At 71.7% G+C, this 26,089-nt stretch carries 25 protein-coding genes; 20 read left to right on the top strand and 5 right to left on the bottom strand.

Annotated elements, in window-relative coordinates; genetic code table 11:
• Nucleotides 1-117: 117 nt before the first annotated feature.
• The 18 genes from ACQP0U_RS21430 (at nt 118) to ACQP0U_RS21345 (ending at nt 16,071) form a co-directional block, all read left to right on the top strand.
• The gene (locus tag ACQP0U_RS21430) at nt 118-315 is read left to right on the top strand and encodes a ferredoxin (RefSeq protein WP_433309868.1); all 198 of its coding nucleotides are present in this window, start codon (nt 118-120) and stop codon (nt 313-315) included.
• On the top strand, nt 315-1,496 hold the full coding sequence (locus ACQP0U_RS21425) for a steroid 3-ketoacyl-CoA thiolase (RefSeq protein WP_433309865.1): 1,182 nt from the start codon (nt 315-317) through the stop codon (nt 1,494-1,496). Before ACQP0U_RS21430 ends, ACQP0U_RS21425 begins: the two co-directional genes overlap by 1 nt.
• Nucleotide 1,497: 1 nt before the next feature.
• Entirely contained in the window at nt 1,498-2,688 is a 1,191-nt protein-coding gene (locus ACQP0U_RS21420) for a CaiB/BaiF CoA transferase family protein (RefSeq protein WP_433309862.1), read from the top strand.
• A 117-nt stretch (nt 2,689-2,805) separates the two neighbouring features.
• On the top strand, nt 2,806-3,546 hold the full coding sequence (fabG, locus tag ACQP0U_RS21415) for a 3-oxoacyl-[acyl-carrier-protein] reductase (protein ID WP_433309859.1): 741 nt from the start codon (nt 2,806-2,808) through the stop codon (nt 3,544-3,546).
• The gene (locus tag ACQP0U_RS21410) at nt 3,543-3,938 is read left to right on the top strand and encodes a 3-hydroxyacyl-ACP dehydratase FabZ family protein (RefSeq protein WP_433309856.1); all 396 of its coding nucleotides are present in this window, start codon (nt 3,543-3,545) and stop codon (nt 3,936-3,938) included. The genes fabG and ACQP0U_RS21410 overlap by 4 nt, the downstream gene beginning before the upstream one ends.
• A complete protein-coding gene (locus ACQP0U_RS21405; RefSeq protein WP_433309854.1) occupies nt 3,931-4,452 on the top strand; it encodes a 3-hydroxyacyl-ACP dehydratase FabZ family protein in 522 nt (173 codons plus the stop codon). The genes ACQP0U_RS21410 and ACQP0U_RS21405 overlap by 8 nt, the downstream gene beginning before the upstream one ends.
• Nucleotides 4,449-4,703, top strand: a complete 255-nt coding sequence (locus ACQP0U_RS21400) for an acyl carrier protein (RefSeq protein ID WP_355008681.1) — start codon at nt 4,449-4,451, stop codon at nt 4,701-4,703. Before ACQP0U_RS21405 ends, ACQP0U_RS21400 begins: the two co-directional genes overlap by 4 nt.
• Nucleotides 4,704-4,706: 3 nt before the next feature.
• Nucleotides 4,707-5,912 (top strand): beta-ketoacyl-[acyl-carrier-protein] synthase family protein, encoded by a 1,206-nt coding sequence (locus tag ACQP0U_RS21395; protein ID WP_433309851.1) that lies wholly within the window; start codon nt 4,707-4,709, stop codon nt 5,910-5,912.
• Nucleotides 5,909-6,991, top strand: a complete 1,083-nt coding sequence (locus ACQP0U_RS21390) for a beta-ketoacyl synthase N-terminal-like domain-containing protein (RefSeq protein ID WP_433309848.1) — start codon at nt 5,909-5,911, stop codon at nt 6,989-6,991. Before ACQP0U_RS21395 ends, ACQP0U_RS21390 begins: the two co-directional genes overlap by 4 nt.
• Nucleotides 6,969-8,081 (top strand): beta-ketoacyl synthase N-terminal-like domain-containing protein, encoded by a 1,113-nt coding sequence (locus ACQP0U_RS21385; RefSeq protein ID WP_433309845.1) that lies wholly within the window; start codon nt 6,969-6,971, stop codon nt 8,079-8,081. The genes ACQP0U_RS21390 and ACQP0U_RS21385 overlap by 23 nt, the downstream gene beginning before the upstream one ends.
• Nucleotides 8,078-8,890, top strand: a complete 813-nt coding sequence (locus ACQP0U_RS21380; protein WP_433309842.1) for a beta-ketoacyl synthase N-terminal-like domain-containing protein — start codon at nt 8,078-8,080, stop codon at nt 8,888-8,890. The genes ACQP0U_RS21385 and ACQP0U_RS21380 overlap by 4 nt, the downstream gene beginning before the upstream one ends.
• Entirely contained in the window at nt 8,887-9,669 is a 783-nt protein-coding gene (locus tag ACQP0U_RS21375; RefSeq protein ID WP_433309840.1) for an alpha/beta fold hydrolase, read from the top strand. Before ACQP0U_RS21380 ends, ACQP0U_RS21375 begins: the two co-directional genes overlap by 4 nt.
• Before the next feature lie 3 nt (nt 9,670-9,672).
• Complete coding sequence (locus tag ACQP0U_RS21370) at nt 9,673-10,608, top strand: thioesterase (protein ID WP_433309837.1); 936 nt, start codon at nt 9,673-9,675, stop codon at nt 10,606-10,608.
• The gene (locus ACQP0U_RS21365; RefSeq protein WP_433309834.1) at nt 10,605-11,291 is read left to right on the top strand and encodes a 2-hydroxychromene-2-carboxylate isomerase; all 687 of its coding nucleotides are present in this window, start codon (nt 10,605-10,607) and stop codon (nt 11,289-11,291) included. The genes ACQP0U_RS21370 and ACQP0U_RS21365 overlap by 4 nt, the downstream gene beginning before the upstream one ends.
• On the top strand, nt 11,288-12,028 hold the full coding sequence (locus ACQP0U_RS21360; protein WP_433309831.1) for a class II aldolase/adducin family protein: 741 nt from the start codon (nt 11,288-11,290) through the stop codon (nt 12,026-12,028). Before ACQP0U_RS21365 ends, ACQP0U_RS21360 begins: the two co-directional genes overlap by 4 nt.
• 8 nt (nt 12,029-12,036) lie before the next feature.
• On the top strand, nt 12,037-13,632 hold the full coding sequence (locus tag ACQP0U_RS21355) for an AMP-binding protein (RefSeq protein WP_433309828.1): 1,596 nt from the start codon (nt 12,037-12,039) through the stop codon (nt 13,630-13,632).
• Nucleotides 13,629-14,885: a cytochrome P450 gene (locus ACQP0U_RS21350; protein WP_433309825.1), complete on the top strand. Its 1,257-nt coding sequence runs from the start codon at nt 13,629-13,631 to the stop codon at nt 14,883-14,885. Before ACQP0U_RS21355 ends, ACQP0U_RS21350 begins: the two co-directional genes overlap by 4 nt.
• 34 nt (nt 14,886-14,919) lie before the next feature.
• Nucleotides 14,920-16,071: an epoxide hydrolase family protein gene (locus ACQP0U_RS21345; RefSeq protein WP_433309822.1), complete on the top strand. Its 1,152-nt coding sequence runs from the start codon at nt 14,920-14,922 to the stop codon at nt 16,069-16,071.
• Nucleotides 16,072-16,121: 50 nt separating this feature from the next.
• Here ACQP0U_RS21345 and ACQP0U_RS21340 read toward each other — a convergent pair whose 3' ends face one another.
• The 5 genes from ACQP0U_RS21340 to ACQP0U_RS21320 are packed head-to-tail and all read right to left on the bottom strand — an operon-like array spanning nt 16,122 to nt 21,819.
• Nucleotides 16,122-17,501 carry an NDP-hexose 2,3-dehydratase family protein gene (locus tag ACQP0U_RS21340; protein WP_433309819.1) on the bottom strand — a complete coding sequence of 460 codons (1,380 nt, stop codon included), beginning with the start codon at nt 17,499-17,501 and terminating at the stop codon, nt 16,122-16,124.
• Nucleotides 17,498-18,559 (bottom strand): glucose-1-phosphate thymidylyltransferase, encoded by a 1,062-nt coding sequence (locus ACQP0U_RS21335; protein ID WP_433309816.1) that lies wholly within the window; start codon nt 18,557-18,559, stop codon nt 17,498-17,500. The genes ACQP0U_RS21340 and ACQP0U_RS21335 overlap by 4 nt, the downstream gene beginning before the upstream one ends.
• A 40-nt stretch (nt 18,560-18,599) precedes the next feature.
• Nucleotides 18,600-19,910, bottom strand: coding sequence for a lipopolysaccharide biosynthesis protein RfbH (gene rfbH / locus ACQP0U_RS21330; RefSeq protein WP_433309813.1), 1,311 nt, complete (start codon nt 19,908-19,910; stop codon nt 18,600-18,602).
• Nucleotides 19,907-20,836 (bottom strand): NAD-dependent epimerase/dehydratase family protein, encoded by a 930-nt coding sequence (locus ACQP0U_RS21325; RefSeq protein WP_433309810.1) that lies wholly within the window; start codon nt 20,834-20,836, stop codon nt 19,907-19,909. The genes rfbH and ACQP0U_RS21325 overlap by 4 nt, the downstream gene beginning before the upstream one ends.
• Complete coding sequence (locus ACQP0U_RS21320) at nt 20,833-21,819, bottom strand: Gfo/Idh/MocA family protein (RefSeq protein WP_433309807.1); 987 nt, start codon at nt 21,817-21,819, stop codon at nt 20,833-20,835. The genes ACQP0U_RS21325 and ACQP0U_RS21320 overlap by 4 nt, the downstream gene beginning before the upstream one ends.
• A 312-nt stretch (nt 21,820-22,131) precedes the next feature.
• Between ACQP0U_RS21320 and ACQP0U_RS21315 the strand changes: the two genes are divergently transcribed.
• Together ACQP0U_RS21315 and ACQP0U_RS21310 are read left to right on the top strand one after the other, a co-directional pair.
• Complete coding sequence (locus ACQP0U_RS21315) at nt 22,132-23,733, top strand: FAD-binding oxidoreductase (RefSeq protein WP_433309804.1); 1,602 nt, start codon at nt 22,132-22,134, stop codon at nt 23,731-23,733.
• A gap of 273 nt (nt 23,734-24,006) precedes the next feature.
• A complete protein-coding gene (locus ACQP0U_RS21310; RefSeq protein ID WP_433320998.1) occupies nt 24,007-26,007 on the top strand; it encodes a KedN5 family methylcobalamin-dependent radical SAM C-methyltransferase in 2,001 nt (666 codons plus the stop codon).
• Nucleotides 26,008-26,089: the final 82 nt, after the last annotated feature.

The following is a 26,089-nucleotide window of genomic DNA, read 5'->3' as shown; positions in this document are numbered from 1 at the left end:
CATTCCGCAACGTGCGAGAAGGAGGGGCACCGGAAATGCGAAGCGGCAATTTTGAAGATGCGCCCGTACGGGCCGGGCGGCGACGATGGCGTCGGATACGGACCCGGGGAGGCACTCGTGCACGTCGTCGTGGATTTCGACCAGTGTGACGGCAACGGCCTGTGCGCCGACGCGGCTCCGGAGGTGTTCGAGTTGGGCGAGGACGACGTGCTCCGGGTCCGCGTGGAGCACCCGGCGCCCGCACTGTGGGCGGCGACGGAGATCGCGGCCCGGGGCTGCCCCAAGCTCGCCATCACGCTGCGGAACGATGCGTGATGACCTCCGGTGAGCGGCTGCCGGTCATGGTCGCCGCCACCCGTACGCCGATCGGGCGGCGGGGTGGCGCGCTGGCCGGCCTCAAGTCGGTGGAACTGCTGCGGCACGTGCTGCTGGCGGTGTTGGACGAGACCGGTACCGATCCGTCCGACGTCGAACAGATCATCGGCGGGTGCGTCACCCAGTCCGGCGAGCAGAGCCTCAACGTCACCCGCAACGCCTGGCTCAGCACCGGGCACGACCCGGCCGTCGGCTGCACCACAGTGGACGTGTCCTGCGGGTCGGCCCACCAGGCCAATCACCTGGTGGCCGCGCTGATCGCGGCCGGGGAGATCGACGTCGGCATCGCCTGCGGCGTGGAGTCGATGAGCCGGGTGCCGGTCGGCACGAACCTCTACCAGGGCCCCGGGCACTACAAGACAGCCGACTATCCGTGGGACGACCCGCCCCAGGCGCAGTTCGGTGGCGCCGAGCGGATCGCCCGGCGCGAGGGCATCACCCGAGCCGACGCCGACGCGTACGGGTTGGCGTCCCAGCGGCGGGCCGCCGCGGCCTGGGCCGACGGCCGCTTCACCGAGGAGGTGACGCCCGTCCGGGCGCCGGTGCTCAACGGCGACGGCCGCCCCACCGGTGCGGTCCGCATTGTCGAACGCGACGAGGGGCTGCGCCCGACGACCGCCGCAGGGCTGGCCGCGCTCGCGCCGACCATCGAGGGAGGGGTGCATACCGCCGGGACCACGTCGCAGATCTCCGACGGCGCCTCCGCCGTGTTGTGGATGTCCCAGGGGCGGGCCCGCGCCGCCGGCCTGCGCCCACGGGCGCGGATCAGCCACCAGGTGGTCACCGGCGCGGACCCGTACTACCTGCTGGATGGTCCGGTCGCCGCCACCGGTCGGCTGCTCACCCGGGCCGGGCGCAAGATCAACGACATCGACCTGTACGAGGTCAACGAGGCGTTCGCCGGCGTCGTGCTCACCTGGCAGGCGGCGTACGGTGCGGACCCGGAACGCGTCAACCCGAACGGCGGTGCGATAGCCCTCGGCCACCCGCTCGGTTCCACCGGCACCCGGCTGCTGGTGACCGCGCTGCACGAACTGGAGCGCTCCGGCCGGGAGTCGGCACTGATCACCATGTGCTGCGGTGGCTCCCTCGGCACCGCCTCACTGCTGCAGCGGCTCTGACATGCGGGCCGAGGACTTCTATGCCGAGGCGCGGACCGACCTGTCCGGTCCGCTGCACGGCGTCCGCGTGCTTGACGTGACGAAGGTCTGGTCCGGGCCGATGGCCACCTGCGTCCTGGCCGACCTGGGCGCGGACGTGATCCGGGTGGAACTGGCGCACGGCCGCGACGGCGAGGTGCCCCCGGTGATCCCCGGCACCGGCCTGTCCTGGTTCCGCCAGACGGTGCACCGCAACAAGCGCAGCCTCGGCCTCGACCTGCGTACGGCCGAGGGTCGCGCCGAGTTCCTGCGGCTGGTCCGGGTGGCCGACGTGGTGGTCGAGAACTACCGACCGGGCACGCTCGCCAGGTGGGGCACCGGTTACGCCGACTGCCGTGCCGTCCGCCCGGACGTGGTGTTCGTGTCCGTCTCCGGGTGGGGCCAGTACGGTCCCGGCCGGGACCGGCCCGCGTACGACCCGGTGGTGCAGGCGGCCGGCGGCTGGATGGCGCTCAACGGGCCTGTCGACGGCGCTCCGGTACGTGCGCCCACCTTCATCGCCGACGAACTGGCCGGGCTGCACGCCGCGATCGGGGCTCTTGCCGCGCTCGCCCATCGGGACCGGTCCGGCGAGGGCCAGCACGTCGACGTGTCCATGTTGGATGCTCTCCTGTTCGGTAGCAGCGGCCTGCCGACCCTCGCCGCCGCCGGAGCCCCGCCCGCCAGGCACGGCAACGAGACCGCGTTCGCGGTGCCGTCGAACGTCTACGCCTGCGCCGACGGGCACCTCTACCTCGCGGTGGCGCTGAACAAGCACTGGCGTGCACTGGCCCGCACGATCGGCCGCCCCGAACTGGCCGACGCCGACGGGTTCCGGACCGGCGACCAGCGGATCGCCAACCGCGACGCGGTCAACCTCGTCGTGGCCGGCTGGTGCGCGGGACGCCCGGTCGCCGAGGCGGTCGACGTGCTGACCGCCGCCGGGTTGGTGGCCGCCCCGGTCCGGACGCTGAGCGAGTCGGTCGCCGACCCGCACGTACGCGCCCGCGGGATGCTCCAGGACACCGTGCTGAGCGACGGAACCACCGCGCCGCTCGTCGGGCCGGCGGTGAAATTCTCGCGTACCCCGACCCGGATCCGCCGGTGCGCACCGGCGCCCGGCGCCGACACGGCGGAGATCCGGAACGAGCTGAAAAGCGATGTCGCAACGTGAGAGAAGGACCCCGGCCGGTCGGCCGATAAAGTAGGCGAAGTAGCGATCTCCGCCATTTGGAGCCAATTCATCAATGCGGCTGTTAATGGTTTGCGCGCAAATTACGACGGAGGCGAAATGGCCGAACAGCACCGGGCCCTGATCACCGGGGCGTCGCGCGGCATCGGCCGGGCGGTGGCCTTGCGACTGGCCCGCGAGGGGTACGCCGTCGCCGGCTGTTACCACACCGGTGACGACGCCGCCCGGCATACCGAAGAGGACGTACGGGTGCTTGGCGTGCCGTGCTACTTCGCGCGGTGCGACGTCGCCGACCCCGCCGCCGTCGAGGACTTCGTGCGCGCCGCCGAAGATCAGCTCGGCGCGTTCGACCTCGTCGTCAACAACGCCGGCATCACCCGCGACGCGCCCCTGGTGCTGGCCCCCGCTGACGACTGGGACGCCGTGCTGGCCACCAACCTCACCGGAACCCGCAACGTCTGCCGGGCCATGGCGTTCCGCTTCATGAAGCAGCGCAGCGGCGCCATCGTCAACATGTCATCAGTGGCCGGGGTCTACGGCAACGTCGGCCAGACGGCCTACGCCGCGAGCAAGGCCGGCATCATCGGGTTCAGCAAGTCGCTGGCCAAGGAGGTGGCCCGGCACGGCGTACGGGTCAACGTGGTGGCGCCCGGCTTCATCGAGACCGAAATGACCGACGCGCTCCCGGACCGGCTCCGCGAGCAGGCGCTGGCCCAGATTCCGGTACGGCGGTTCGGCCGGGCCGACGAGGTCGCCGAACTGGTCGCCTTCCTGCTCAGTGAGCGCGCCTCCTACATCACCAGCCAGGTGTTCCAGGTGGACGGGGGGATGACGCTGTGACCCGGGCGGTGGCATCCCCGTTGTGTGACGCCGACATGGTGCGCCTGGACTCCTCCGGTGCGGCCTTCGCCGTGCGGGTCCCCGTGCGCGGTGACGATCCGTACCTGCGGGGCCACTTCCCCGATTTGGCGGTGTTCCCCGGGGTCTTCGTCGTGGAGGCGCTGTGCCGGGCGATGGCCGGCGCCGCCGGGGACCGCCCGCCCGAGCTGGCCGAGCTGCGCTCGGTGCGGTTTCTCGCGCCGCTGCTCGACGGTGACACGCTCACGCTCAAGGTGCGGGCCGAGGAGTCGCCGGGTGGCTGGGACGTGCGCGCGGTGGCGTACCGCGCGGACGGCACCACCACGGCCAAGCTGCGCGCCCTCTTCACCGCCGCCGGAGCCGGCGATGGGTGAGCACGCCGAGATCCGGGCGGTGCTCCCGCAACGTCATCCGATGCTGCTGGTGGACCGGGTGCTCGCGCTGGAGCCGGGACGCCTCATCCGGACGGTCAAGCTGGTCAGCGCGACCGAGCCCTGCTACGCCGACCTGCCGGAGAGCGCCGAGCCGTGGCGGTTCGCGTACCCGCGGTCGCTGATGATCGAGTCGTTCGGCCAGAGCGCCGCCCTGCTCTGGCTCGGGGACAGCCCACCGCCGGACGACGACGGCGTGCTGATGTTCGCCGGCGCCCGGGACTGGCACTTCGCCGGCTCGGCGTACCCCGGTGACGTCCTCCGGCACGAGGTCCGCCTCGACTCCGTGGTCGCCGACACCGCGTTTGCCCACGGCGAGACCTGGATCGGCGATCGCCGGGTGGCCACCGTGGGCACCCTCATCGCCACCCGCCGCCCCGTCGCCCGGCCGGCGGTCCCGCCGTCCGGCGTCGCTCACCCTCATCCAATGGTTTCGGTCACGGAAGGACAGCGATGACGATCAAGGAACAGCAGCTGGAGGAGCTTCGCGAGATCGTCGCGGAGGTGCTGGAGGTTGAGCCGGAGGAGCTCACCGACACCGGCGACTTCATGGACGAGTACGAGGCGGACTCGCTGCGTGCCATCGAGATCCTGGCCCGTATCGACAAGCAGTTCAAGGTTGAGATTCCGCAGGCGGAGCTCCCCGAACTGCGCAACCTGAAGGCCGTGCACGCCGCCCTGACCCGGCACGCCACCGGCCGGGACTGAGCCGTGGTCCGCGTCGCGGTGACCGGGCTCGGTCCGGTATCGAGCATCGGGGTTGGCGTGTCGGCGTTCGCCGGCGCGCTGCGCTCCGGGCGATCCGGCATATCCCGGATCACCAGCTTCGACACCTCCGGGTTTCCGTTCGTGAAGGCAGGTGAGGTGCGCGGGTTCCGACCCGAGGACCACCTGTCCAGGCTGGACCCGTCCCGGTGGGGCCGGTCCAGCCTGTTCGCGGCCACCGCGGCGCGGCTCGCGGCCGCCGACGGCGGTCTCGACCCGGACCGGATCGACGCCGGACGCGCGCACGCGGTGATCGGCACCACCAGTGGCGAGTCGCAGGTGCTGGAGGCGCTGACTGCCCAGATCCTCGCCGAGGGGTTCGCCGGCCAGGACCCGACCCTGCTGGCGCAGCTACCGGCGAACCGGCTCGCGCACGCGGTGAGTGAGGAACTTGGCCTCGCCGGTGAGTCGCTCACCCTGGCCACGGCCTGCTCCGCCAGCAACTACGCGATCGGGTACGGCTACGACCTGCTCGTCGCCGGTGAGGCCGACGTGGTGTTCGCCGGCGGTGCCGACGCGGTGTGCCGGTGGGCGCACGCCGGCTTCTTCAGGCTGGGCGCGCTCACCGAGCACGCGTGCGCGCCGTTCGACCGGGACCGCTCCGGCATCCTCACCGGCGAGGGCGGGGCGGTGCTGATGCTGGAGACGTTCGAGCACGCCCGCGCCCGCGGCGCGCGCATCTATGCCGAGCTGCTGGGGTACGGGCTCAACTGCGACGCACACCATCCGGTGGCACCGCACGCACCCAGCATCGCGGATTGCATCCGGCTGGCGCACCGCAACGCCGGGGTGAAACCCGAGGACGTCGACTACATCTCCGCGCACGGCACCGGCACACCCGCCAACGACTTCGTGGAGGGCGCGGCCATCCTGGAGGTCTTCGGGCCCGAGCCACCGCCGGTGAGCTCGATCAAGTCGATGATCGGGCACACGATGGGCGCGGCGAGCGGGTTCGGCGCCATCGCCGGGGTGCTGGCGATCGACCGAGGTTTCCTGCCTCCCACCGTGAACTGGGAACATCCCGACGAGGGGCTGCCGGGTCTCGACCCCGTGCCGAACGTGGCCCGCGACGCCACAGTGCGCGTGGTGCAGAACGACGGGTTCGCCTTCGGCGGCAACAACGCCATCGTGATGCTGGGAGCGGTGGCGTGACCGGCGTGGGCGTGTTCGGCTGGTCCGCGCTGACCTCAGCCGGCGAGGCCACGTCCGCAGCCACCGCGTCGCTGCCGCGCTCCGACGCCCCGGTCGCCCCCGGCACCGGCGGCCTGCCCACCGAGTCGCTTCCGTCGCCGCGTGGACACGTCGTGCCGGGCTTCGACATCCGGGCCCGGCTCGGCCGCAAGGGGACCAGCACGTACGACCGGGCCACCGGTCTGGCGGTGGCCTGCTGCGAGGACGCCCTCGGCGCGGCCGAACTGGCCGCCGACGCCGACCGTGGTCGCGTCGGTGTGGTGCTCGGCACGACGATCGGCAGTTTCCGGTCCACCAGCGACTTCAGTCGCGAGACCCTGGTGCAGGAGAAGCCGTACCTGGTGAATCCGATGCTGTTCCCGAACACCGTGATGAACGGCGCGGCCGGCCAGGTCGCGATCCGGCACGGCCTGCGCGGCGTCAACGCCACCGTCGCGGGCGGCGCGCTCGGTTTCCTCAACGCCGTCCGGTACGCCGAGATGGTGCTCGCCGGCGGGTACGCCGACGTGATGCTCGCCGGCGCCGTCGAGGAGTTCTCCGCACACCGGGCGTGGGCCGCACACCTCACCGGCACGACGGCCGAGGTGCCGCTCGGCGAGGCGGCCGCCGTGTTCGTCCTGTCCGCGCCCCGGCCACCGGCCTGGGTCGGCGCCGCGCCGATCGCCGACCTCGTCACCGCCACCGGGTTCGGTCCGGGCGGCACCGGGGCGCGCGCACTCCTGGCCTGCGCCCGGCGCGCCCTGGACCGGGCCGGCGTCGCACCCTCCGACGTCACCGCGGTCCTCACCGGCGAGGCCGACGAGGCGGGTCAGGACGAGTACGTCGCCCTCGCCGGACTGCTCCGCCACCGGCCTCGCCGGGTGGCGGCGAAGAGGCTGCTGGGGGAGTGCGACGCGGCCTCGGCCGCCGCCGCGCTCGCGGTCTGGCTGGCCGACCCGGAGCCGGCCGGGCCGGCCCTGCTCACCGCCCGTAACGCCGACGGCGCGGTGGCCGTAGCTGTCGTGAGGAGGTGCGCCGATGCCGGCACTGGTGACCGGTAGCGCCGTCCGTACCTGCCTGGGCGACGGCCAGCGGACGTTCGCGGCGCTGCTCAGCGGCGCCTGCGGAGCGGCACCGTTGCGGCACCCCGGCGGGGAGCTTCTGAACGTCTCGCACGGCTACCACGCCGCCGGCACGGCACCCTTCGGCGCCGCCCGGATGTTGTCGGCGTGCGTGGCCGAGGCGGTGGCCGCGTCCGGGCTGGACACCGGCCGCCGTCGGGTCACCGCCCTGGTGGGTACCGGGCTGCGGGAACTCGGCGCGGTGGAGGAGTTCGCGCTCAGCGGGGTCCGTCCGCCGCGGTCGAAGCTGCACTTCGCCGAGGCGGTACGCCGCGTGCTGCCGGGCGTCACCGACGTCATCACGGTGTCCAACGCGTGCAGCGCGGGTGGACACGTCCTCGCACTGGCCGAGGACATGCTGGCCCTGGGCGACGCCGACGCCGTCGTGGTCGCCGCCGCCGACACCATGACACGCTCCATGCTGGCGATGATCGGGCGGGTGAGCGATCCGCCCACCACGCGGGTCCGCCCCTTCGACCGGGAGCGCACCGGTGTGCTGCTCGGCGACGGAGCGGCGGCGCTGGTCGTGGAACCGGCGGACGCCTCCGGACCGGCGCTCGCGCGGGTCGCCGGCACCGGCCTGTCCTGCGACGCCCGGCACGAGACCGCGCCCGACGTGGACGGCATCTGCCGTGCCATGCGCGACGCGTACGCCCGTGCGGGGCGGGAGCCGTCGGAGACCGATCTGGTGATCGCGCACGGCACCGGCACCGCGCTCAACGACCCGGCCGAGTGCCGGGCACTGCGGGCCGTGGTCGACGCCGGGGGCGGCTCGCCGCTGATCACCGCGGTCAAGGGCGCTGTGGGGCACACCTCCGGTGCCGCAGCGCTCGTCAACGTCGACGTGGCGATCCGCTGCCTGGCGACCGGCCTGGTGCCGCCGGTGGCCGGCCTGCGCACGGTCCTGCCAGAGGGCGCCGGACTGCGGTTCGTCGTGGGCGACTTCGTCGGGTTGCGGCCCCGGCTGGTGCAGGTCAACGCCTTCGGGTTCGGCGGCGTCAACGCGGTCTCCCTGCTGGAGGCGTCGTGACCACCGCCATGTACGTGACCGGTTGGAGCCTCCACCTGCCCGGTGCCGACCTGAGCGCCGCGGGAACGGGGGAGTGGGCGCGTGCGAAGGCCGCCACCGCCGACCGGGCGGCCACGCTGCTGGGTCGCAAGGGCCTGCTCTCCAAGGACCCTGCGACGCGGCTCGCGCTCTGCGCCGTGCACCGGGCGCTCGGGTTGACACCGGGCCGCCACCCACTGCCGACGCCGCTGCCCGGAACCGCTGTGGTGGCCTGCAGCAATCTGGGCAACGTCGAGACCGTGGCCCGGGTGGCCCGGACGGTCACCGAGGAGGGTGGGCGGGCGGTCAGTGTGCTCGACGCGCCGGGCGTGTCCAGCAACGTGGTGTCCAGCGCGGTGGCGCTGTGGTTCGGCTTCGGCGGCCCGAATCTGATGATCTGCTCCGGCGCCCGGTCCGGGCGGGCCGGCCTGCGCACCGCCGCGCTGCTGCTGGCGGCGGGCCGCGCCGACCGGGTGGTGCTGGTCGGCGTGGAGCCGGCCGACGAGATCGCGGTGGCGCTGCACGCCGGTGCCCCGCCGTTGCGCTCGGGTGCCGCCTGCGTCGTGCTCACCGCGCGCCCGGGCCCCCTCGCCGTCCACTCGCGACCGCCGCTGCCCGCGGCCGTGCCGTTGCCGTCCGGACCGGTCGACCGCTGGGGTGACACCTACGGCGCACGCGACATCGTCGCCCTCGCCCTGGCCGCACACCTGGTGGCCGACGAGGGACACGGCGCACTGGCCGTGGGCGATCCCGGCGACATGCCGTTCGCCGTTCTCGGCGGTGCGTCGTGACCGTACCCCTGCACGTGCTCAACGAGGGTGATCCGGACGCCCCGCTCGTCGCGTTCGCGCACGGGCTGGAGGACACCTGGCAGAGCTGGCGACCCCTCGCCGAGTGGCTCGGCCCGCGCCGGCGCCTGGTCGCCCTGGACCTGCCCTGGCGTGCCGGCAACGACTACCGGTGGCGGCACCGGTCGCCCGCGGACTGGCTGCGCTCGGGCCTGGCCGCGTTGCCCCGGACCCCGGACGTGCTGGTGGCGCACTCGTTCGGCGGTAACGCCGCACTCCAGCTGCTCTGCGCCGACGAACCCCTCGCCGGGCAAACCGTCGCGCTGATCTGCCCCCTGTACCGACCTCCCGGAGGGCCCGTTACCTGGGCACTGTTCGACCGTTCCCGGGAGACGTTCGTGCAGCACATCCACGACGGCCTGCGCGCCCGGATGGGCAGCCGGGCGGCCCGCATCGACGCCGGGCTGCTGGCGGCGATGACGGACCTGGCGATCGAGCGGGTGGGCCCGGCCGGGTTCCTCACCGTCTTCGAGCAGTACCTGGCGACCGCCGACCTGTCACTCGAGGCGGTGGACCGGCCGGTCGCGGTGCTCGCCGGCGGCGCGGATCCCACGCTGACCCCGAAGGCGGCGGAGGTGCTCGCCGCCGGCATGCCGGGCGGCCGCCTCCACCTGCGCGACGACTACGACCACTTCTGCCATGTACGGCACGCCCAGGGAATCGCCGACCGGGTCGCCGACCTGGCCCGGCTGGCCCGGGCGACGATGGGAACGGCGGGATGAGCAATGACCGTGACGACCACACCAAGACCCACAGTGGTGCACACCGAGCCGGGGTATGAGGGCGCCAACATCCGTACCTGGATCGGTTTCAAGCACTTCCTCTACCTGGTCGAGCAGGGCGTGCTGCGCTGGCTCCGCGACCAGGGCGCCGGCGCCGGTGGGCTGTACCTGCGGCACGGTCTCGGCCTGGAGATCGTGGACAGCTCCGTGCAACTGCCCGCCGTGCTCGAACTGGACGACGAGGTGCGGGCCGAGGTGACGACGGTCCGGGACAACCTGCTGAGCGTCCGGCTCGTGTCGACCCGGGACGGACAGGAGGTGACCGCGCTGCGGGGCCGGGTGCGGGTCGCGCTCGTCCGCGAACGCACCGCCGAGACCCACCGTCGCGCGCCCGGCGGGCTCGACGCACTGGCGGTCCCCGAGCTGGCCGCGGCGACCACGGTGAGCCACCCGGACCATCGGTCGCTGGCGCCCGGTGAGACCGCCGAGGACGTGCTCGGCGCGGAGCCGGGCGCACACCTGTGGTCCTGGCGGGCGCCGTACTTCTACTGCCACTACTCCGACCGGGTCCAGCACTCCGGGTTCGTGCGCGCTCTGGAGGAGGTGGTGGACCGGTTCCTCGCCGACCGCGGCATCTCCGTCGGCCGCCTGCTGACCGAGCGGTCCTGGATCCCGGTGGTGTCGCGCTGCCACCTGCAGCTGGTCGAGGCCGCGCGGATGGAGGAGATTGTGCACACCGTCTTCACCGTCACCGACATCCTGCGCGGCGTGCTGTTCGACGGACGGATGCGGTGCTACGTCCAACGCGGCGACCGCCTGGTGCAGGTCGCGCAGGCGCGGATCCTGCACGGCTACGCCATCGCCGCCGGACCCGGCGCGGGCGGCATGGCCGAGCTCGATGACGAGGTGCTCGCGGCGCTGCGGGGAGACCGACGATGAGCGCCCGGCCGCGGCTGTACTTCTCGTTCCGCAGCCCGTACAGCTGGCTCGCGGTGCGGCGGTTGCGCGAGGCCGTACCCGATCTGTTCACCAGGATGGACCTACAGCCGTACTGGGACCCGGACGAGCGATCGGCGGCGGCGCTGGCGGCGCGCGGCGGCGAGTTCCACTACGTGCAGATGAGCCGGGCCAAGCACCTGTACATGCTGCTCGACACCAAACGCCTGGCCCAGCGCCAGAACCTGAGCATGGCCTGGCCGATCGACCGGGACCCGTGGTGGGAGCTGCCGCATCTGGCCTGGCTGGCCGCCCGACGCGAGGGCCTGGCCGAGGCGCTCTACGACGCGCTGGTGCAGGCCCGCTGGGGACGGGGTGAGGACATCTGCCAGCCCGACACGGTGCGCAGTGCGGCCAAGGAGGCCGGGTTGGCGCCGGAGACGGCGGTGCTGGCCGCCGAGTCGGCGAGCATCCGGGAGGAGGGCGTCGAGTGCCTGTACCGCGCGTACCTCGACGACATCTTCGGCATCCCCTACCTGAAGCTGGGGCGGCACCGGTTCTGGGGGCTGGAACGGGTCGACGCCTTCCTGGAGGTGTGGCAGGCGGGTGACGACCGGCCGGTGGTCACCGAGCCGACCCGGCTGACCCCGTCGTACGACCTCGACACCCCGGGCGGATGCGGATGAGCACGCGCCGCGAACCGCTCGCCGAACGGCGCTACCGCAAGCAGCGGCTCGCCGCGACACTGCGGCTGTTCGCCCGCCTCGGCTTCGACCACGGCGCAGGTGGACACGTCACCGCCCGCGACCCGATCGAGCCGGACCACTTCTGGATCAACCCGTTCGGCAAGCACTTCGGACACGTGCGGGTCGCCGACCTGCTGCTGGTCGACGAGTCCGGCACGGTGGTCGCGGGCGAGGGCAGCGTGAACCCGGCCGGGTACGCGATCCACTCGCACGTGCACGCCGCCCGGCCGGACGTGGTGGCGGCCGCGCACACGCACTCCACGTACGGGCGGGCCTGGTCCACCCTCGGCCGGCCGCTCGACCCGCTCACCCAGGACGCCTGCGCCTTCTACGAGGACCACTCGGTCTATGACGGCTTCGAGGGCGTGGTCCTGGAGTCGCAGGAGGCGAAGCACATCGCCGACCGGCTCGGCGATGCGAAGGCGGTGATCCTGCGCAATCACGGCCTGCTCACCGTCGGCGGGAGCGTGCAGGAGGCGGCGTGGTGGTTCATCACCATGGATCGCAGCTGCCAGGTGCAACTGCTCGCCGAGGCGGCCGGCCGGCCGGTACCGATCCGCCCGGACGCCGCGCGGGCCACGGCGGCCCTGATGGGCACGCCGGGCATGGGCCGGCTCAACTTCTCTCCGCTGTACGACGACATCGTCCGCGCCCAACCCGACCTGATCGAGGAGTAGACGCGCCTATGCCGACGTTGATGAACGACCTCATCGCCGCGAACGGACACCGCACCGCCCTGGTCGACAAGCGCGGCCGTTCCAGCTGGTCGGAGCTCGGTTCGCGGGTGCATCGCTGGATGGGCGTCCTGGCCGCCGAGGGGCTGGGTCGCGGCGACCAGGTGGCCTGCGTGCTCGGCAATCGCCGGGAGACGTTCGAGATCCTGCTCGCCTGCCTGCACCGCGGGATCACCGTGGTGCCGGTGAACTGGCACCTGACCGAGCCGGAGATCGCCTATCTGATCACCGACTCGGAGTGTCGGGGGCTGATCGTCGAGGAGCCCTACGCGCAGGTGAGTGGCCGGGCCGCCGCCCGCGCGCCGGGGGAGGTGCCGACGCGGCTGGTGCTCGGCGACCGTGACGTGCCCGGCTTCCGGGCGGTGGAGCCTCTGCTCGCCGCCGCGGATCCGGTCGAACCGGCCGAGCAGTTCTGTGGCTCCACCATGCTCTACACGTCCGGGACCACCGGTGCGCCCAAGGGTGTGGTCAACGGCATGTTCGTGGTCGGAGCGCCGTTCACCCGGGTGGCCAAACTGCTGGAGTACGCCCGCGTGGTCCTCGACGTCCCGGCGAACGAGCGGTTCCTGCTCGACGGGCCCTGGTACCACTCGTCGCAGCTGTTCCTCGCGCTGCTCGCCCTGCTGCGCGGCTGCACGCTGCACATCCAGGAGCGGTTCGACCCGGAGGCCACGCTCGCGGTCATCGACGCGGAGCAGATTTCCGCGGCGCATCTGGTGCCGACCCAGCTGGTGCGGTTGCTCCGGCTGCCGGAGCACGTCCGCCGCGGCTTCTCCGGCGCATCGCTACGGCGGGTCTGGCACGGCGGCGGGCCGTGCCCGCCGGACGTCAAACGGGCCATGATCGAGTGGTGGGGGCCGATGTTCCTGGAGTACTACGGCGCCACTGAGGGCGGCGTCGTGAGCCTGATCAACTCGCAGGACTGGCTGCGCCGGCCGGGCAGCGTGGGCCGCGCCGTGCCGCCGTACGAACTCGTGGTGGTCGACGAGGAGGGTGTCCCGGTGCCCGCCGGCGTGTCCGGGCGGGTGTTCGTCCGGCGCCTGACCGGGCGCACGTTCCGGTACCACAAGGCGCCCGAGAAGACCCGGGCTGTGCACCTGGCCGCGGACAAGTTCACCTACGGCGAACTGGGACACCTGGACGAGGCCGGCTTCCTGTACCTCGACGGCCGTGCCCAGGACCTGATCGTCACCGGAGGTGTGAACGTCTATCCCACTGAGGTCGAAGCGGTGCTGCTGGCCCATCCGGCGGTACGGGACGCGGCCGTCATCGGCGTGCCGGACTACGAGTTCGGGGAGCACGTGGTCGCGGTGATCGAGCCGGTCCTGCCCGAGCCGACTGACCTGTTCGCGCTGCTCGATCCGCACTGCCGCCGCTCGCTCGCGGGTTTCAAGACGCCTCGGGCGTACCACGTGGTGGCCGCTCTGCCCCGGGACGCCTCCGGCAAGTTGCGCAAGGACGCTCTGCGCCGCGCCATCGCGCCGCCCGCGCCGGACGACCCGGATGCGCTGCTGGAGCAGACGTCGTCGGCGGAGACGGTGCCGTGACCGGCGTGCCGGGCGCCACCAGGCCGGACATCGCCCATCCGGCCACCTACGCGCACGGGGTGCCGCACGCCGAGTTCGCCCGTCGGCGGCGCGACGAACCGGTGGCCTGGGTCGACGAGCCGCTACTGACCCGACACAGCGCGAGCGGCCGGATCACCGAGCGTGGCCGCGGGTACTGGGCGGTCACCACGCACGCGGCGGTGCAGGAGGCGTCGCGGCGTACCAGCGACTTTTCGTCCGGGCGGGCCGGCGCCTTCCTCGTCGACCCGCGGACACCGGCGGACCTGCGGCAGACCAGGCAGCTGCTGATCAGCATGGACGCACCGCAGCACGTCCAGATCCGCCGCCTGGTGACATCGGTCTTCACGCCCCGGGCGGTCGGCAATCTCGCCGACGGGGTCTCGGCACACGCCACCGAGCTGGTCCGGCGCGTCGTGCGCGCCGGCGAGCTGGACGTGGTCACCGACCTGGCGGCCGAGTTGCCGTTGCTGGTGCTCTGCGACCTGCTCGGTGTCCCGCGCACCGATCGCCACCTGCTGTACGGGTGGAGCAACCATCTGGTCGGCTTCGACGATCCCGAGTTCGGCGGCGGGGACGTGGACGCGTACCGGCGGACGTTCGCCGAGGCGTTCACCTACGCGCTCGAGCTGGCTGCCGAGCGCCGCGCGCACCCGCAGGCCGACCTGATCAGCCGGCTCGCCGTCGCCGAGGTGGACGGCCGGCGGCTGTCCGACCGCGAGTTCTGCATGTTCTGGCTGCTGCTGGTGGTGGCCGGTAACGAGACCACCCGACACCTCATCGCCGGCTCGCTGTCGGCCCTGATCGACGACCCTGAGCAGCGTGACCGACTGGTGGCTGGCACGGTGCCCATCGCCGCGGCGGTCGACGAGCTGATCCGTCACGTCACGCCGATCATGCAGTTCCGACGTACCGCCACGTGCGACACCGAGCTGGCCGGGCAGGCCATCGCGGCCGGCGACAAGGTGGTCCTCTACTACACCTCGGCGAACCGAGACCCGGCCGTCTTCACCGAGCCGGACCGGCTCGACCTGGGCCGCAATCCCAATCCGCATCTGGCGTTCGGCATCGGGCCTCATTTCTGCCTGGGCGCCCACCTGGCCCGGCAGGAGTTGGCCGCCCTGCTCCGGGCGATCCTCCCGCACCTGCCGTCGCTGGTGCGTACCGGACCGGAGGTCCGGTTGGAATCGAACTTCGTGAACGGTCTGAAGTCTTTTCCCGCACAGATCCGATAAGCGCGTGCCTCAGCCAATGGAAGGGAATTCCGCGATGGAACAGTTCCGGATCGACATTCCACAACCCGATGTCGACGACCTGCGTCGCCGACTGGCCGCCACCCGGTGGCCCGGCGAGCTCGCCAACGTCGGATGGGAACGCGGCGTGCCGCTGGCCTACCTGCAGGAGCTCACCGACTACTGGGCCACCACCTTCGACTGGCGGGCCGCGGAGGCTCGGCTCAACCAGATGCCCCAGTTCCGGACCGAGATCGACGGCGCGACCATCCACTTCGTGCACGTGCGCAGCCCGGAACCGGACGCGGTGCCGCTGATCCTCACGCACGGCTGGCCCGGCTCGTTCGCGGAGTTCACCGAGATCGTCGGCCCGCTCACCGACCCCCGCGCACACGGTGGTGACCCGGCCGACGCGTGCCACGTGGTGATCCCGTCGCTGCCCGGGTACGGCTTCTCCACCCTGCCGGACACCGGCTGGGACGTGGTGCGGATCGCCTCCGCGTGGATGGAGCTGATGCGCCGGCTCGGCTACGACAGGTACGTGGCGCAGGGCGGTGACGCCGGATCGGTGATCTCCCAGGCGCTCGGCACCATCGACCCGACGCACTGCGCGGGGGTGCACGTGAACATGCTGATGACCTTCCCGTCCGGCGACCCGGCCGACCTGGCCGGCTTGAGCGAGCGGGACCTGGCGCGACTGGGCCGGCTGCGCGAGTTCGACGAGCACCTGTCCGGGTACATGAAGATCCAGCAGACCCGCCCCCAGACGCTGGCGTACGCGCTCACCGACTCACCGGTCGGGCAACTCGCCTGGATCGTGGAGAAGTTCCGGGAGTGGACCGACAGCGAGAAGGTTCCGGAGGACGCGGTGTCGCGCGACGACATCCTGACGCTCGTTTCGCTGTACTGGTTCACCGCCACCGCCGGGCCTTCGGCGCAGTTCTACTACGAGGGCGCGAGCGCGGTGAAGGCGGCGGCCGCCGGGGCGGCGCCCCCTCCGATCACCGTGCCGGTCGGTGTGGCCGTGTTCCCGAAGGACATCTTCCTGCCGGTACGCCGATTCGCCGAGGCGCACATCTCCACCATCGCCCGGTGGACCGAGTTTGACCGGGGCGGTCACTTCGCCGCCCTGGAGCAGCCCGGCCCCCTGGTCGACGACGTCCGAGCGTTCCTGCGTCTGGTGCGCTGATCGACCACCGCCGCGGCCGGCCGGGATCACCCGGCCGGCCGCGGTGCGCGTCAGAGGACGACAGCGCCGGTGGTGATGGCGGACAGCAACGTCCTGGCCTGGACGTTGACATAGTGCCCGTGCCGCAGCAGCGCGGTCAGCTGGCCCGGTGTCAGCCAGCGGTATCCCGGCGGCGGGTCGGCGGGCGCCGCGTCGGACTCCAGGACGACGCAGCGGTTCTCCGCGTGGTAGAAACGCCCGCCCTCCTCGGCGTGCACCACGTCGTATCGGATCTGGCCGGGCGCTGCCGACCTGATCAGGTCCAGGAATGCCGGTCCGGTGCCCGAGCCGTGATGCCCGGGTGTGCACTGCACGGTCGGCCCGAGCTCCACGGTGTTGTGGAAGCCGGCCTCCACCCGGGCGTGCGTGAGCAGATGCGGCACGCCGCCGAACCGGCGGGTCAGGAATGCGATCAACCCTCGTTCCAGCGGTTCGAAGAGTGGCTGGGTCCAGCCGCGCACCTCGCGGTTGTCGGCTTCGACCGAGACCGCCATCACCCGAAAGTAGCGCGGCGGCACGTGTTCGATGGTCCGGTCGCCGGTGGTCCAGCCGGGCAGCCCGCGCAGCGGCACCAACCGGCCGTGAAGGTCGTGGCGTGTGCGTTCCGCTGTGAACCAGGAACGCACCTCGGTGTCGTCGTGCCGGGCCACCGCATCGCCGTAGGCCACCGGCGCGCAGGCCAGAACCGTGCGGGTGTCCATGTTGATCAGGTTGTCGACCTGCATCAGACGGCCGATCTGGCCGAGGGTGAGCCAGCAGAAGTCCGCACCGACGTCGATCGGGGCGCCGATCTCGACGATCATGTTCCGGTTCGTCTTGTGGTGGAACCAGGACCCGTGTTCCGACTGGAGCACGTCGGTGAGCGGCCGGCCGCGGTGCGGGTCGGTGAAGAACTCCAGGTGGCGCACCGGCGCCCCGCGGTGCGCCCCGGTGTAGTTGCTGCGGGTGGCCTGGACCGTCGGCGAGAGCTGCACCGGTGTCGGGTTGCCGGGCTCGGCCTTGGCCTGCAGGAGGAAGTGCAGAACGCCGTCGAACTCGGTGGCGACGATGCCCAGGATGCCCACCTCGGGCTGGTTGATGATCGGCTGCCACCACTCCAGGTGCGGCGACCCACCGGTGCGTACGTGCAGACCCTCCACCGTAAAGAAGCGGCCGCTGTGGTGCACCAGGTTGCCGGTGCCCGGGGCGAACCCCCAACCGTCCAGCTCGTGGAACGGTATCGGCGTCACCCGGAACCGCTGGGCGCGCGCCCGCTCGGCCAGCCAGCCCGGCACGTCCGTCGTACGCATGGCCGCGCCGGCCTCGGTCTCGGCCGCCGAGCGAGCCAGGCGTTGCGCCAGCCCGTCGTCCGTACGTGGGCGCAGCCGGAGCGCCGTCCCCGGCGCGCTCATCCGGCCAGCTCGATCCGGGTGTCGTCACCGATCACCAGCCGGTGCGCGAGGCCGTCGCCCGCACTGACCGTCGCGGCGCGCCCGATCAGCGACCGGGCCAGTGGCGGCACCGCCGAGATGGTGGCACCGGCGAGCACCACCGAGTCGGCCACGTGGCACCGACGCAGGGCGCAGTCCGGGCCGACGGCGGTGAACGGCCCCACCGTGCTGTCCTCCACGAGGGTTCCCGCCCCGATGACGGCCGGTCCCTCGATGCGGGAGCGCACCACCCGGGCGCCGGGCTCGACGACGACCTGCCCGCTCAGGATGCTGGCCGGGTCGACGTCGCCGGCGATGCTGGGCGTCAGATCGGCCAGAATCCGGCGGTTGCAGTCGAGTAGATCGTCGACCTGCCCGGTGTCCTTCCAGTAGCCGTCGTAGACGCTGGCACGTACGTTCGCGCCGGACGCGAGGAGCCACTGGACCGCGTCGGTGATCTCCAGCTCCCCGCGAGGGCTCGCGTCGATCGCGGCCACCGCCTCGTGCACCGCGGCCGTGAAGAAGTAGACGCCGATCATCGCCAGATCGCTGCGCGGCCGGGCCGGCTTCTCCACCACCCGCAGCACGGTGCCGTGCGGGTCGAGCTCGGCGACGCCGAACTCCTGCGGGTCGCTGACCTTGTGCACCACGATCTGGGCGGCCGGGCGGTGCACGCGAAAGTCGGCGGCGATGTCGGCGACACCGTCGGGCAGCACGTTGTCACCCAGGTACATGACGAAGTCGTCGTCGCCGAGGAAGGAGCGCGCCAGCCGGACACAGTCCGCCAGCCCGCGCGGCTGGTCCTGGTGCAGGTAGGTGATCGGTACGCCGAAACGACGGCCGTCGCCCAGCGCCGTCCTGATGTCGGGCCCCCACCGACCGACCACCACCCCGATCTCGGTGACGCCGAGGCCGCTGACGGTCTCCAGCACCAGTTCCAGTACCGGTCGATTGGCCACCGGGAGCAGTTGTTTCGGCATGGAATGACTGAGCGGGCGGAATCGCGTGCCGGAACCGCCCGACAGGACCAGAGCCTTCACTGTGGGAATTCCTTTCCTTGGAGGAAGTGTGGACGCTCGTTCAGTGGCGCCCGGCGACGAATTCCCGGATGGTCCGCCCGACGTGGAGGATCATGTCGTCGGTGATGCCGGGATAGACGCCGATCCAGAACGTGCCGTGCACCACCGCGTCGCTGTTGGACAGGTCACCGGCGATCCGGAACTCGACATCCCGGTAGGCCGGGTGCCGGGTCAGGTTGCCGCTGAACAGCAGCCGGGTACGGATCTGCCGCTCCTCCAGGTGTTGCTGCAGCTCACCGCGGCTGAACGGTGCGTCGGGCGTGACGGTGAGCGCGAACCCGAACCAGCTCGGATCCGAGCCCGGTGTGGGACGCGGCAGCAGCAGCCCCGGCACTCCGTCGAGCTCCTCCCGCAGCCGCTGCCAGTTCTTGCGCCGGGCCTCACCGAACGACTGGATCCGCTCCAGTTGGCTCAGCCCGAGCGCCGCCTGCAGGTCGGTCGCCTTCAGGTTGTAGCCGACGTGCGAGAACGTGTACTTGTGGTCGTAACCGGCCGGCAGTGTGCCGAGCTGCCAGTCGAACCGCCTCTTGCAGCGGTTGTCCTCCCCGGGCTCGCACCAGCAGTCGCGCCCCCAGTCCCGGAAGGACTCCACGAGGTGGGCCAGTTCCACGCTGTCGGTGAGCACGCAGCCGCCCTCGCCGGTGGTGATGTGGTGGGCGGGATAGAAACTGACCGTGCTGAGGTGGCCGAACGTGCCGGTGAGCTGCCCGCGGTACAGCGAGCCGACCGCGTCGCAGTTGTCCTCGACGAACCACAGCCCGTGCCGCTCGGCCAGGTCGGCGATCTCGGCCGCCTCGAACGGGTTGCCGAGCGCGTGGGCGATCATGACGGCGCGGGTGCGTGGCCCGATCGCTGCGGCCACCCGCTCCGCGGTGGTGTTGTACGTGCCGAGTTCCACGTCGACGAACACCGGTATCAGGCCGTTCTGCACGATCGGGTTCACGGTGGTGGGAAAGCCCGCAGCCACGGTGATGACCTCGTCGCCGGGCCGCAGTCGCCGGTCTCCCAACTCGGACGCGCGTAGCGCGGACAGGGCGAGCAGGTTCGCCGACGATCCCGAGTTGACCAGGTGGGCCTTGCGTAGGCCGAAGTACCGCGCGAAGGAGCGCTCGAACCGCAGCGCGTGGAACCCCGCGGCGATCCGCATGTCCAGCGCCGCCTCGACCAGCGCGAGCCGATCTGCGGCTTCGAGCACCGCGCCGGATGACAGCACCGGCGTGACGCCCGGAACGAACTCCTGGTCCGCCGGCGTGCGTTCGGTGTGATACGCCCGCACCAGGTCCAGGATGGTTGCCTTGAGGTCCGGATTCATGGGGTGCTCGCCTCCTGCGCGGGATGGCCGGGGAACGGGTGGGACCGGGCGGCCTGCCAGATCCCGTGCAGCGTTTCGGGCAGCTTCCGGCGCGCCGACCAGCCGAGCACCGTGTACGCCCGGCGGGTGTCGGCCCGCTGCCAGTCGCCGTCGGCGGAGCGTGCGCCGGTCGTGGCCGACGGCCGCAGATCCAGCCGGTAGGGGACACCGCTGACCTCGGCGAGCGCCCGGACGAGTTCCTCGGCGGTCCGGGTGACACCCGACCCGATGTTGAACAGCCCGGGAGCGATCTGCCGTGCCGTGCCGGCGGCCAGGACGGCGTCGGCGGCGTCGCGCGCGTCCACGTAGTCGCGGTACTGCGCCAGGTCGGTCAGCTCCAGGTGTGCTGTCGTGCCGGTCCGGCGCGCCGCCACCAGGCGGTCCACGGTCCGGCCCAGCACGCTGACCGGTGACATGCCGGCGCCGATGACGTTGAACAGCCGCAGCACCACGGCCTCGACGCCGTGCCGGGCCGCGAGGCGGCGCACCAGCTCGGTGCCGGCCAGCTTCGACCGTCCGTACGCGCTGCGCGGTGCGGCCGGGGAGTCCTCGGTCAGGGCTGTCGGCGGTGGCTGCGGCGCGTACTCCAGCGACGAACCCAGGTGCACCAGCCGGGCCTTGGCGCCGGCCTCGGCCACGGCCCGCACCACGAGTCCGGCGAGTTCGACGTTGGCGGCGGCGAGCCGATCGGGCTCCGGCCGCCAGATCTCACCGGCGGCGTTGACCACCACGTCGGGCCGCGCCGCGCCGATCGCCTCGGCCAGCGACCGGGTCGCGGCCTCGGGCCGGCGCCCGGCCACGACCACGTCCCAGCCCGCCGAGATCAGCCGGTCACGGACGTGCCGGCCCAGCAGACCGGTGCCGACCACCACGGCGCGCCCGGTCACGGCTCGCCCAGGCCGGCCGCCCGGCGGATGGTGTCGACCAGCCGCGCGTGCCCCAGCATCTCGGCGTGGTGCCCGGACAGGTCGTGCTCGCCGCAGACCGCCGCCACGAAGGTGCGGACCAGCGCGGCGAACTGGTCCTCGGCGGCCAGCGTTCGCGACTCGCGGCGGTCCTGCTGCCGCAGCCCGAGCACCGGGCGATGTTCGGGCGGCGGCGTGAACGCGCGCTCCAAGCGCAGCTCACCGGTGCTGCCCCACAGCTCGTACCCGCTGCGGTAGAAGTGCTCGAAGCCGAACCCGACCTGCACCGCGACCTGGTTCGGCCCGCTCAGCAGCACGGTGCCCGCCACGTCCACGCCGGACGGTCCGGTGCGCAGGTCCGCGCCCACCACCCGCAGGTTCGGGCCGACGAAGTGACGTGCCGCGCGCAGAGGATAGAAGCCGACGTCGAGCAGCGCCCCGCCGCCCAGGTCCGGGCGGTACCGGATGTCACCGTTGTGCAGCGGCGGAATCCCGAACACGCTGCTGAAGGCGCGTAGCTCCCCGATCTCGCCGGCCGCGTACGCGCGGCGCACCGCGGCGTGCTGGCCGTGCAGGAGGAAGGCGGTGTTCTCCATCAGGGTGAGGCCGCGCTCGGCCGCCTGGGCAACCAGATCCGCGGTCTGCTTCTCGGTGCCCACCATCGGCTTCTCGGCCAGCACATGCTTGCCGGCGGCCAACGCCGCGCCCGCCCACCGGTGCCTCAGGCCGATCGGCAGCGGCAGGTAGACCGCTTCCACGTCGGGACGCTCAAGTAGTGCCTCGTACCGGTTCACCGCGGCGCAGCCGAACCTGGCCGCGAAACGGTCGGTGCGTGCCGGGTCACGTCCGGCGATCGCGACGGTACGCAGCCCCGGTTCGGCCGCAGCCGCAGGCAGCAGCTTGCGCCACGCGATGTCCGCGCAGCCGAGCACGCCCAGGCGAACGGGGACCGGCACGTGGTTCATCGGCGGCGCCCCAAAAGGAGAGCGACCCGCAACCGCACGTACAGCATGGGAATCACTCGATCACCATCGCGGAGCACCGCGCGCGACGGCATCTCACACGTTGCGCAGCCGGGCCGTCGGTCCGCTGAGCGCAACTTGCGAGATGCCCGGGATGTCGAGGCTGCGGCACAGTGGTGCCATCGCAGGCAGCGTCGCTTGCCGATATTCAATCCGGGCGCCGGGCGGCACCGCAATCTGGAAGAAGATCGCGAGTGGCCAGAGCAAGCAGACTGAGCCGGATCAGTCGACTTATTCCGATGGGTAGGTGCTCACATGGTTGCATCGCGCCGGCAGTTCCTCGGCTCGGCCGCTGCTGTCTCCGGCGCTGCTGTCACCGGCATGGTCCTGCAGCCCGGCGCTGCGCAGGCCGTCGGTCACAGCGGTGGGGCGGCCTTGCCGAATGTGGTGGTGCGTCCGGACGACCCGCGTTACCCCGAACTGCTGACGCGCGGGTTCAACGCCCGTTTCGTCTTCTCCCCGGATTCGATCGTGCTGGCCTACTCGGCCGGCCAGGTTCAGGAGGCGGTGCAGCGGGCGGTCAAGGAGGGCCGCGCGTTCACCGTCCGCAGCGGCGGGCACTGCCTTGAGGCGTTGGTCGCCGACCCACGCTTCGACATGCTCATCGACGTCTCCCCGATGCACCAGATTTCCTGGGACACCAAGATGAACGCCTTCTCGGTCGGCGCGGGCAGCACGCTCGCGCAGGCGTACAAGGCGCTCTACCTGGGTTGGGGTGTGACCGTCCCCGGTGGGGTGTGCCCACCGGTGGGCATCGGCGGGCACACCGCCGGCGGGGGATACGGGCCGCTGTCCCGGCGGTACGGTCTCATCTCCGACCACCTGTACGCGGTCGAGGTGGTGACCGTCGACGCCAAGGGCAAGGCCCGCATCGTCGTCGCCACGCGCCGCCCCGACGACCCGAACCGCGACCTCTGGTGGGCGCACACCGGTGGTGGCGGCGGCAACTTCGGCGTCGTCACCCGGTACTGGTTTCGCGACCCGCGGGCCACCGGAAACAACCCGACCAAGGCGCTGCCGCGGCCGCCGGCCCGGCTCCTGATGACCTGGGTGACCTGGCCATGGGAGTCGCTGAGCCAGGCGGACTTCAAGCGGCTGGTGCAGAACCACGGTGCCTGGCACGCGGCCAACAGCGGGCCAGACTCGCCGTACGTCGCCATGCACAGCGCCCTGCATCTCAACATGAAGAGGGACTACGCGCTCTACCTCGAGTGCCGGATGGACGCCACGGCGCCCAATGCCCGCCGGATGGTTGAGGACTACATCGCCGCTGTCTCCGAGGGCGTGTCCGTGCAGGGCTTCGTCGAGATGAACGAGGAGCTCTGGCTCGTCAACGCGTTGTTCGAGTACCCCCGTTCGCTCGGCGCCCGGACGAAGTCGGCGGGCAGCAACCTGCGCAAGCCGCTCACCGACAACCAGATCGACATCGTCTACGGGGCACTGACGGACCCCGACGCCAAGAACTCCTGCCTGGTCTATCTCGGTGCCTACGGCGGGCAGGTCAACGCGATTCCGTCGGACGCCACCGCGGTGCCCCAACGCGACTCCATCCTGCGTTTCTGGATCGACTCCACCTGGGCCGATCCGAACGCTGACGCGGAGGCCGTGGAGTGGACCCGCCGGCTCTACCGGGACGTGCACGCCGCCACCGGCGGGGTGCCGGTCCCGAACGACCAGTACGACGGTTGCTACATCAACTACCCGAGCAAGGACACCAAGGACCCGGCGTGGAACACGTCAGGGGTGCCCTGGCACGACCTCTACTACAAGGACAGCTACCCGAAGCTGCAGCGGATCAAGAAGAAGTACGACCCGTTGAACATCTTCCAGCACGCCATGTCCATCGAGCCCGCCTGACCGGGCGGTTCGTCCAGGTCCTGCCCGTAAACCGCTGACACAGCCGGTCGCGAAGCGGCCCCACGCCCGTCGACCTGACGGGTGTGGGGCCGGTTGCGTCCTGCCCTGCCGACGGTGCGACGGAAGGGTGGCGGTCCTTGCCGGACAGCCGGGACGACTTGCAGTCCCGGCCGACCCGATCCGATCAGCAAACGGAGGACCGACATGACGAGCCCGGACGGCAACGCGAGCGCCCCAACCAAGGTGTTCCTGGTGCAACAGGGTGTCTGGGAGATGCCGCTGGAGTCGATGCCGCTGGCGTCGGGCTACCTGAAGTCGACGGCCCTGGCCGACGACCGGATCCGCGACGCCTGCGACATCAGCATCCACAACTTCCGCGGCGGCACCACCAACGCCACCATGGCCAACGCCCTGTTCAGCGACGAGCCGCCGGACGTTCTCGCGTTCAGCGTGCTGGGCTGGAACTACCGGTCCTTCGGATCACTGGCCGCGACGTTCAAACAGCTCAACCCGGACGGCTGGGTCGTCTTCGGCGGCACCCACGTGGCCGAGCAGGCCGACCGGGTGTTCCGGATGTTCCCCGAGGTGGACGTCGTGGTCAACGGGGAGGGCGAGCTGACGTTCCGCGATCTGCTCAACTGCTATCTGGACGGCGTGGACAAGCACGCGCTGCACGCGGTGGCCGGTGTGTCGTTCCGCGAAACCGACGGCGCCACCTGCCACAACGTCGCCCGTGACCGGATCGAGGACCTCGAGATCATACCGTCGCCCTTCCTGACCGGGGCGCTGGAGATGACCGACGCCGACGGCAACTTCCGGTACGACGTGGCGCTGATGGAGACCAACCGGGGCTGCCCGTACAAGTGCGCATTCTGCTACTGGGGCGGCGCCGTCGGGCAGAAGGTCCGGGCGTTCTCGCCGGAGCGGATGCGCGCCGAGCTCGAGATGTTCGGCCGGCTCAAGGTGCACACAGTGGTCGCCTGCGACGCCAACTTCGGGCTCCTGCCCGGTGACGTGGAGTTCGTCGAGACGCTCATCGAGACACGGGACCGGCTCGGATTCCCGCGTGCGCTGGAGACGTCCTGGGCGAAGAACAAGTCGAAGACCTTCTTTCGCATCGTCAAGATGATGAAGGAGGCCGGCATGCGGAGCTCCTTCACGCTCGCGCTGCAGACGCTCAGCGACACCGCGCTGGACACCATGAACCGGCGCAACATGAAGGTCAACGAATGGGAGGACCTCGCCGCCTGGCTGGACGAGGAGGGGCTCGACTGTTACGCGGAGCTGATCTGGGGCGCGCCGGGCGAGACGGTGCAGTCCTTCATGGACGGCTACGACCGTCTGTCGCGCCGGGTGTCGCGGATCGCGGTCTACCCGATCCTGCTGTTGCCCAACACCGACTACATGGAGAAGAAGGAGCAGTACGGCATCAAGGCCGTCCGCGGTGACAACGACGACTTCGAGTACGTGCTCGCGCACAACACCATGACCTTCGCCGAGAACCAACAGATGCAGCGGTTCCTCTTCATGGCGCGGGTGGTGGCCGAGAACGCTGTCCTGCGCTGGATCTGGCCGGCGCTGCGGCACCTCGCCGGCATCACCCAGTCCCAGGTGCTGCGCCACCTGGACACCTGGATCAGCACCACGGACGACCCGGCGGCCGCCCCACTGCGGGGGTACGCCGCGACCGCGGTCGGCGGAACCGGCGCGTTCGGGGCGGCGATCACCTACCTCTACACCGACCCGGACGCGGAGCGGATGCTGCACCGCTGGTGGGACGAGGCGATCCGGCCGCTGGTGCCCGCCGAGGCGGCGCCGGTGCTGGACGAGGTGTTCCGGTACGACCTGCTCACCCAGCCGGTCTACCGCCCTGCCGACCGGCCAGTCGACGAGGACCTGCCGGTGGTGCTGGTACGCGACGAGGAGTACTACCTGCGCAGCGGGGTGCGGCTCCGCTACGACGTACCGGCCATCGTCGCGGCCATCCGGCGCGGCACGGAGCCGGACCTGTCGCCGGTGGACTTCACCGTCGACCTGTACTACCGCACCGGCTCGGAGTCGGCGGTCACGTCGACCAACCACGAGATCGTCGTGCACTTCATGGGAATGACCGCGGAGGAGGTCCACGACAACGCGCGGGGGCGTGCCGAGGGCCTGAGCGAGGCGGAGTTCGAGGCCACCTCGGCCACGCGGTCCGCGCAGGACGGCTCGCCGGCCCCGGACGGGCGGACCACGCTCGGGATGCTCAAGGCGGACAAGGGCGGCTGTTCCTGAGACATGCCGCGGGCCCGGCGCCTCAGTGGGAGGCGCCGGGCCCTGGCGTTCGCGCCGGCGTGCCGGTCGCGGGCAGACTGAG

The sequence above is a fragment of the Micromonospora sp. CA-269861 genome (assembly GCF_050948505.1).
Taxonomy (GTDB): Bacteria; Actinomycetota; Actinomycetes; order Mycobacteriales; family Micromonosporaceae; genus Micromonospora.
Note: the sequence above shows the minus strand (reverse complement) of the source record. Positions and strands in the feature narration are given on the sequence as shown.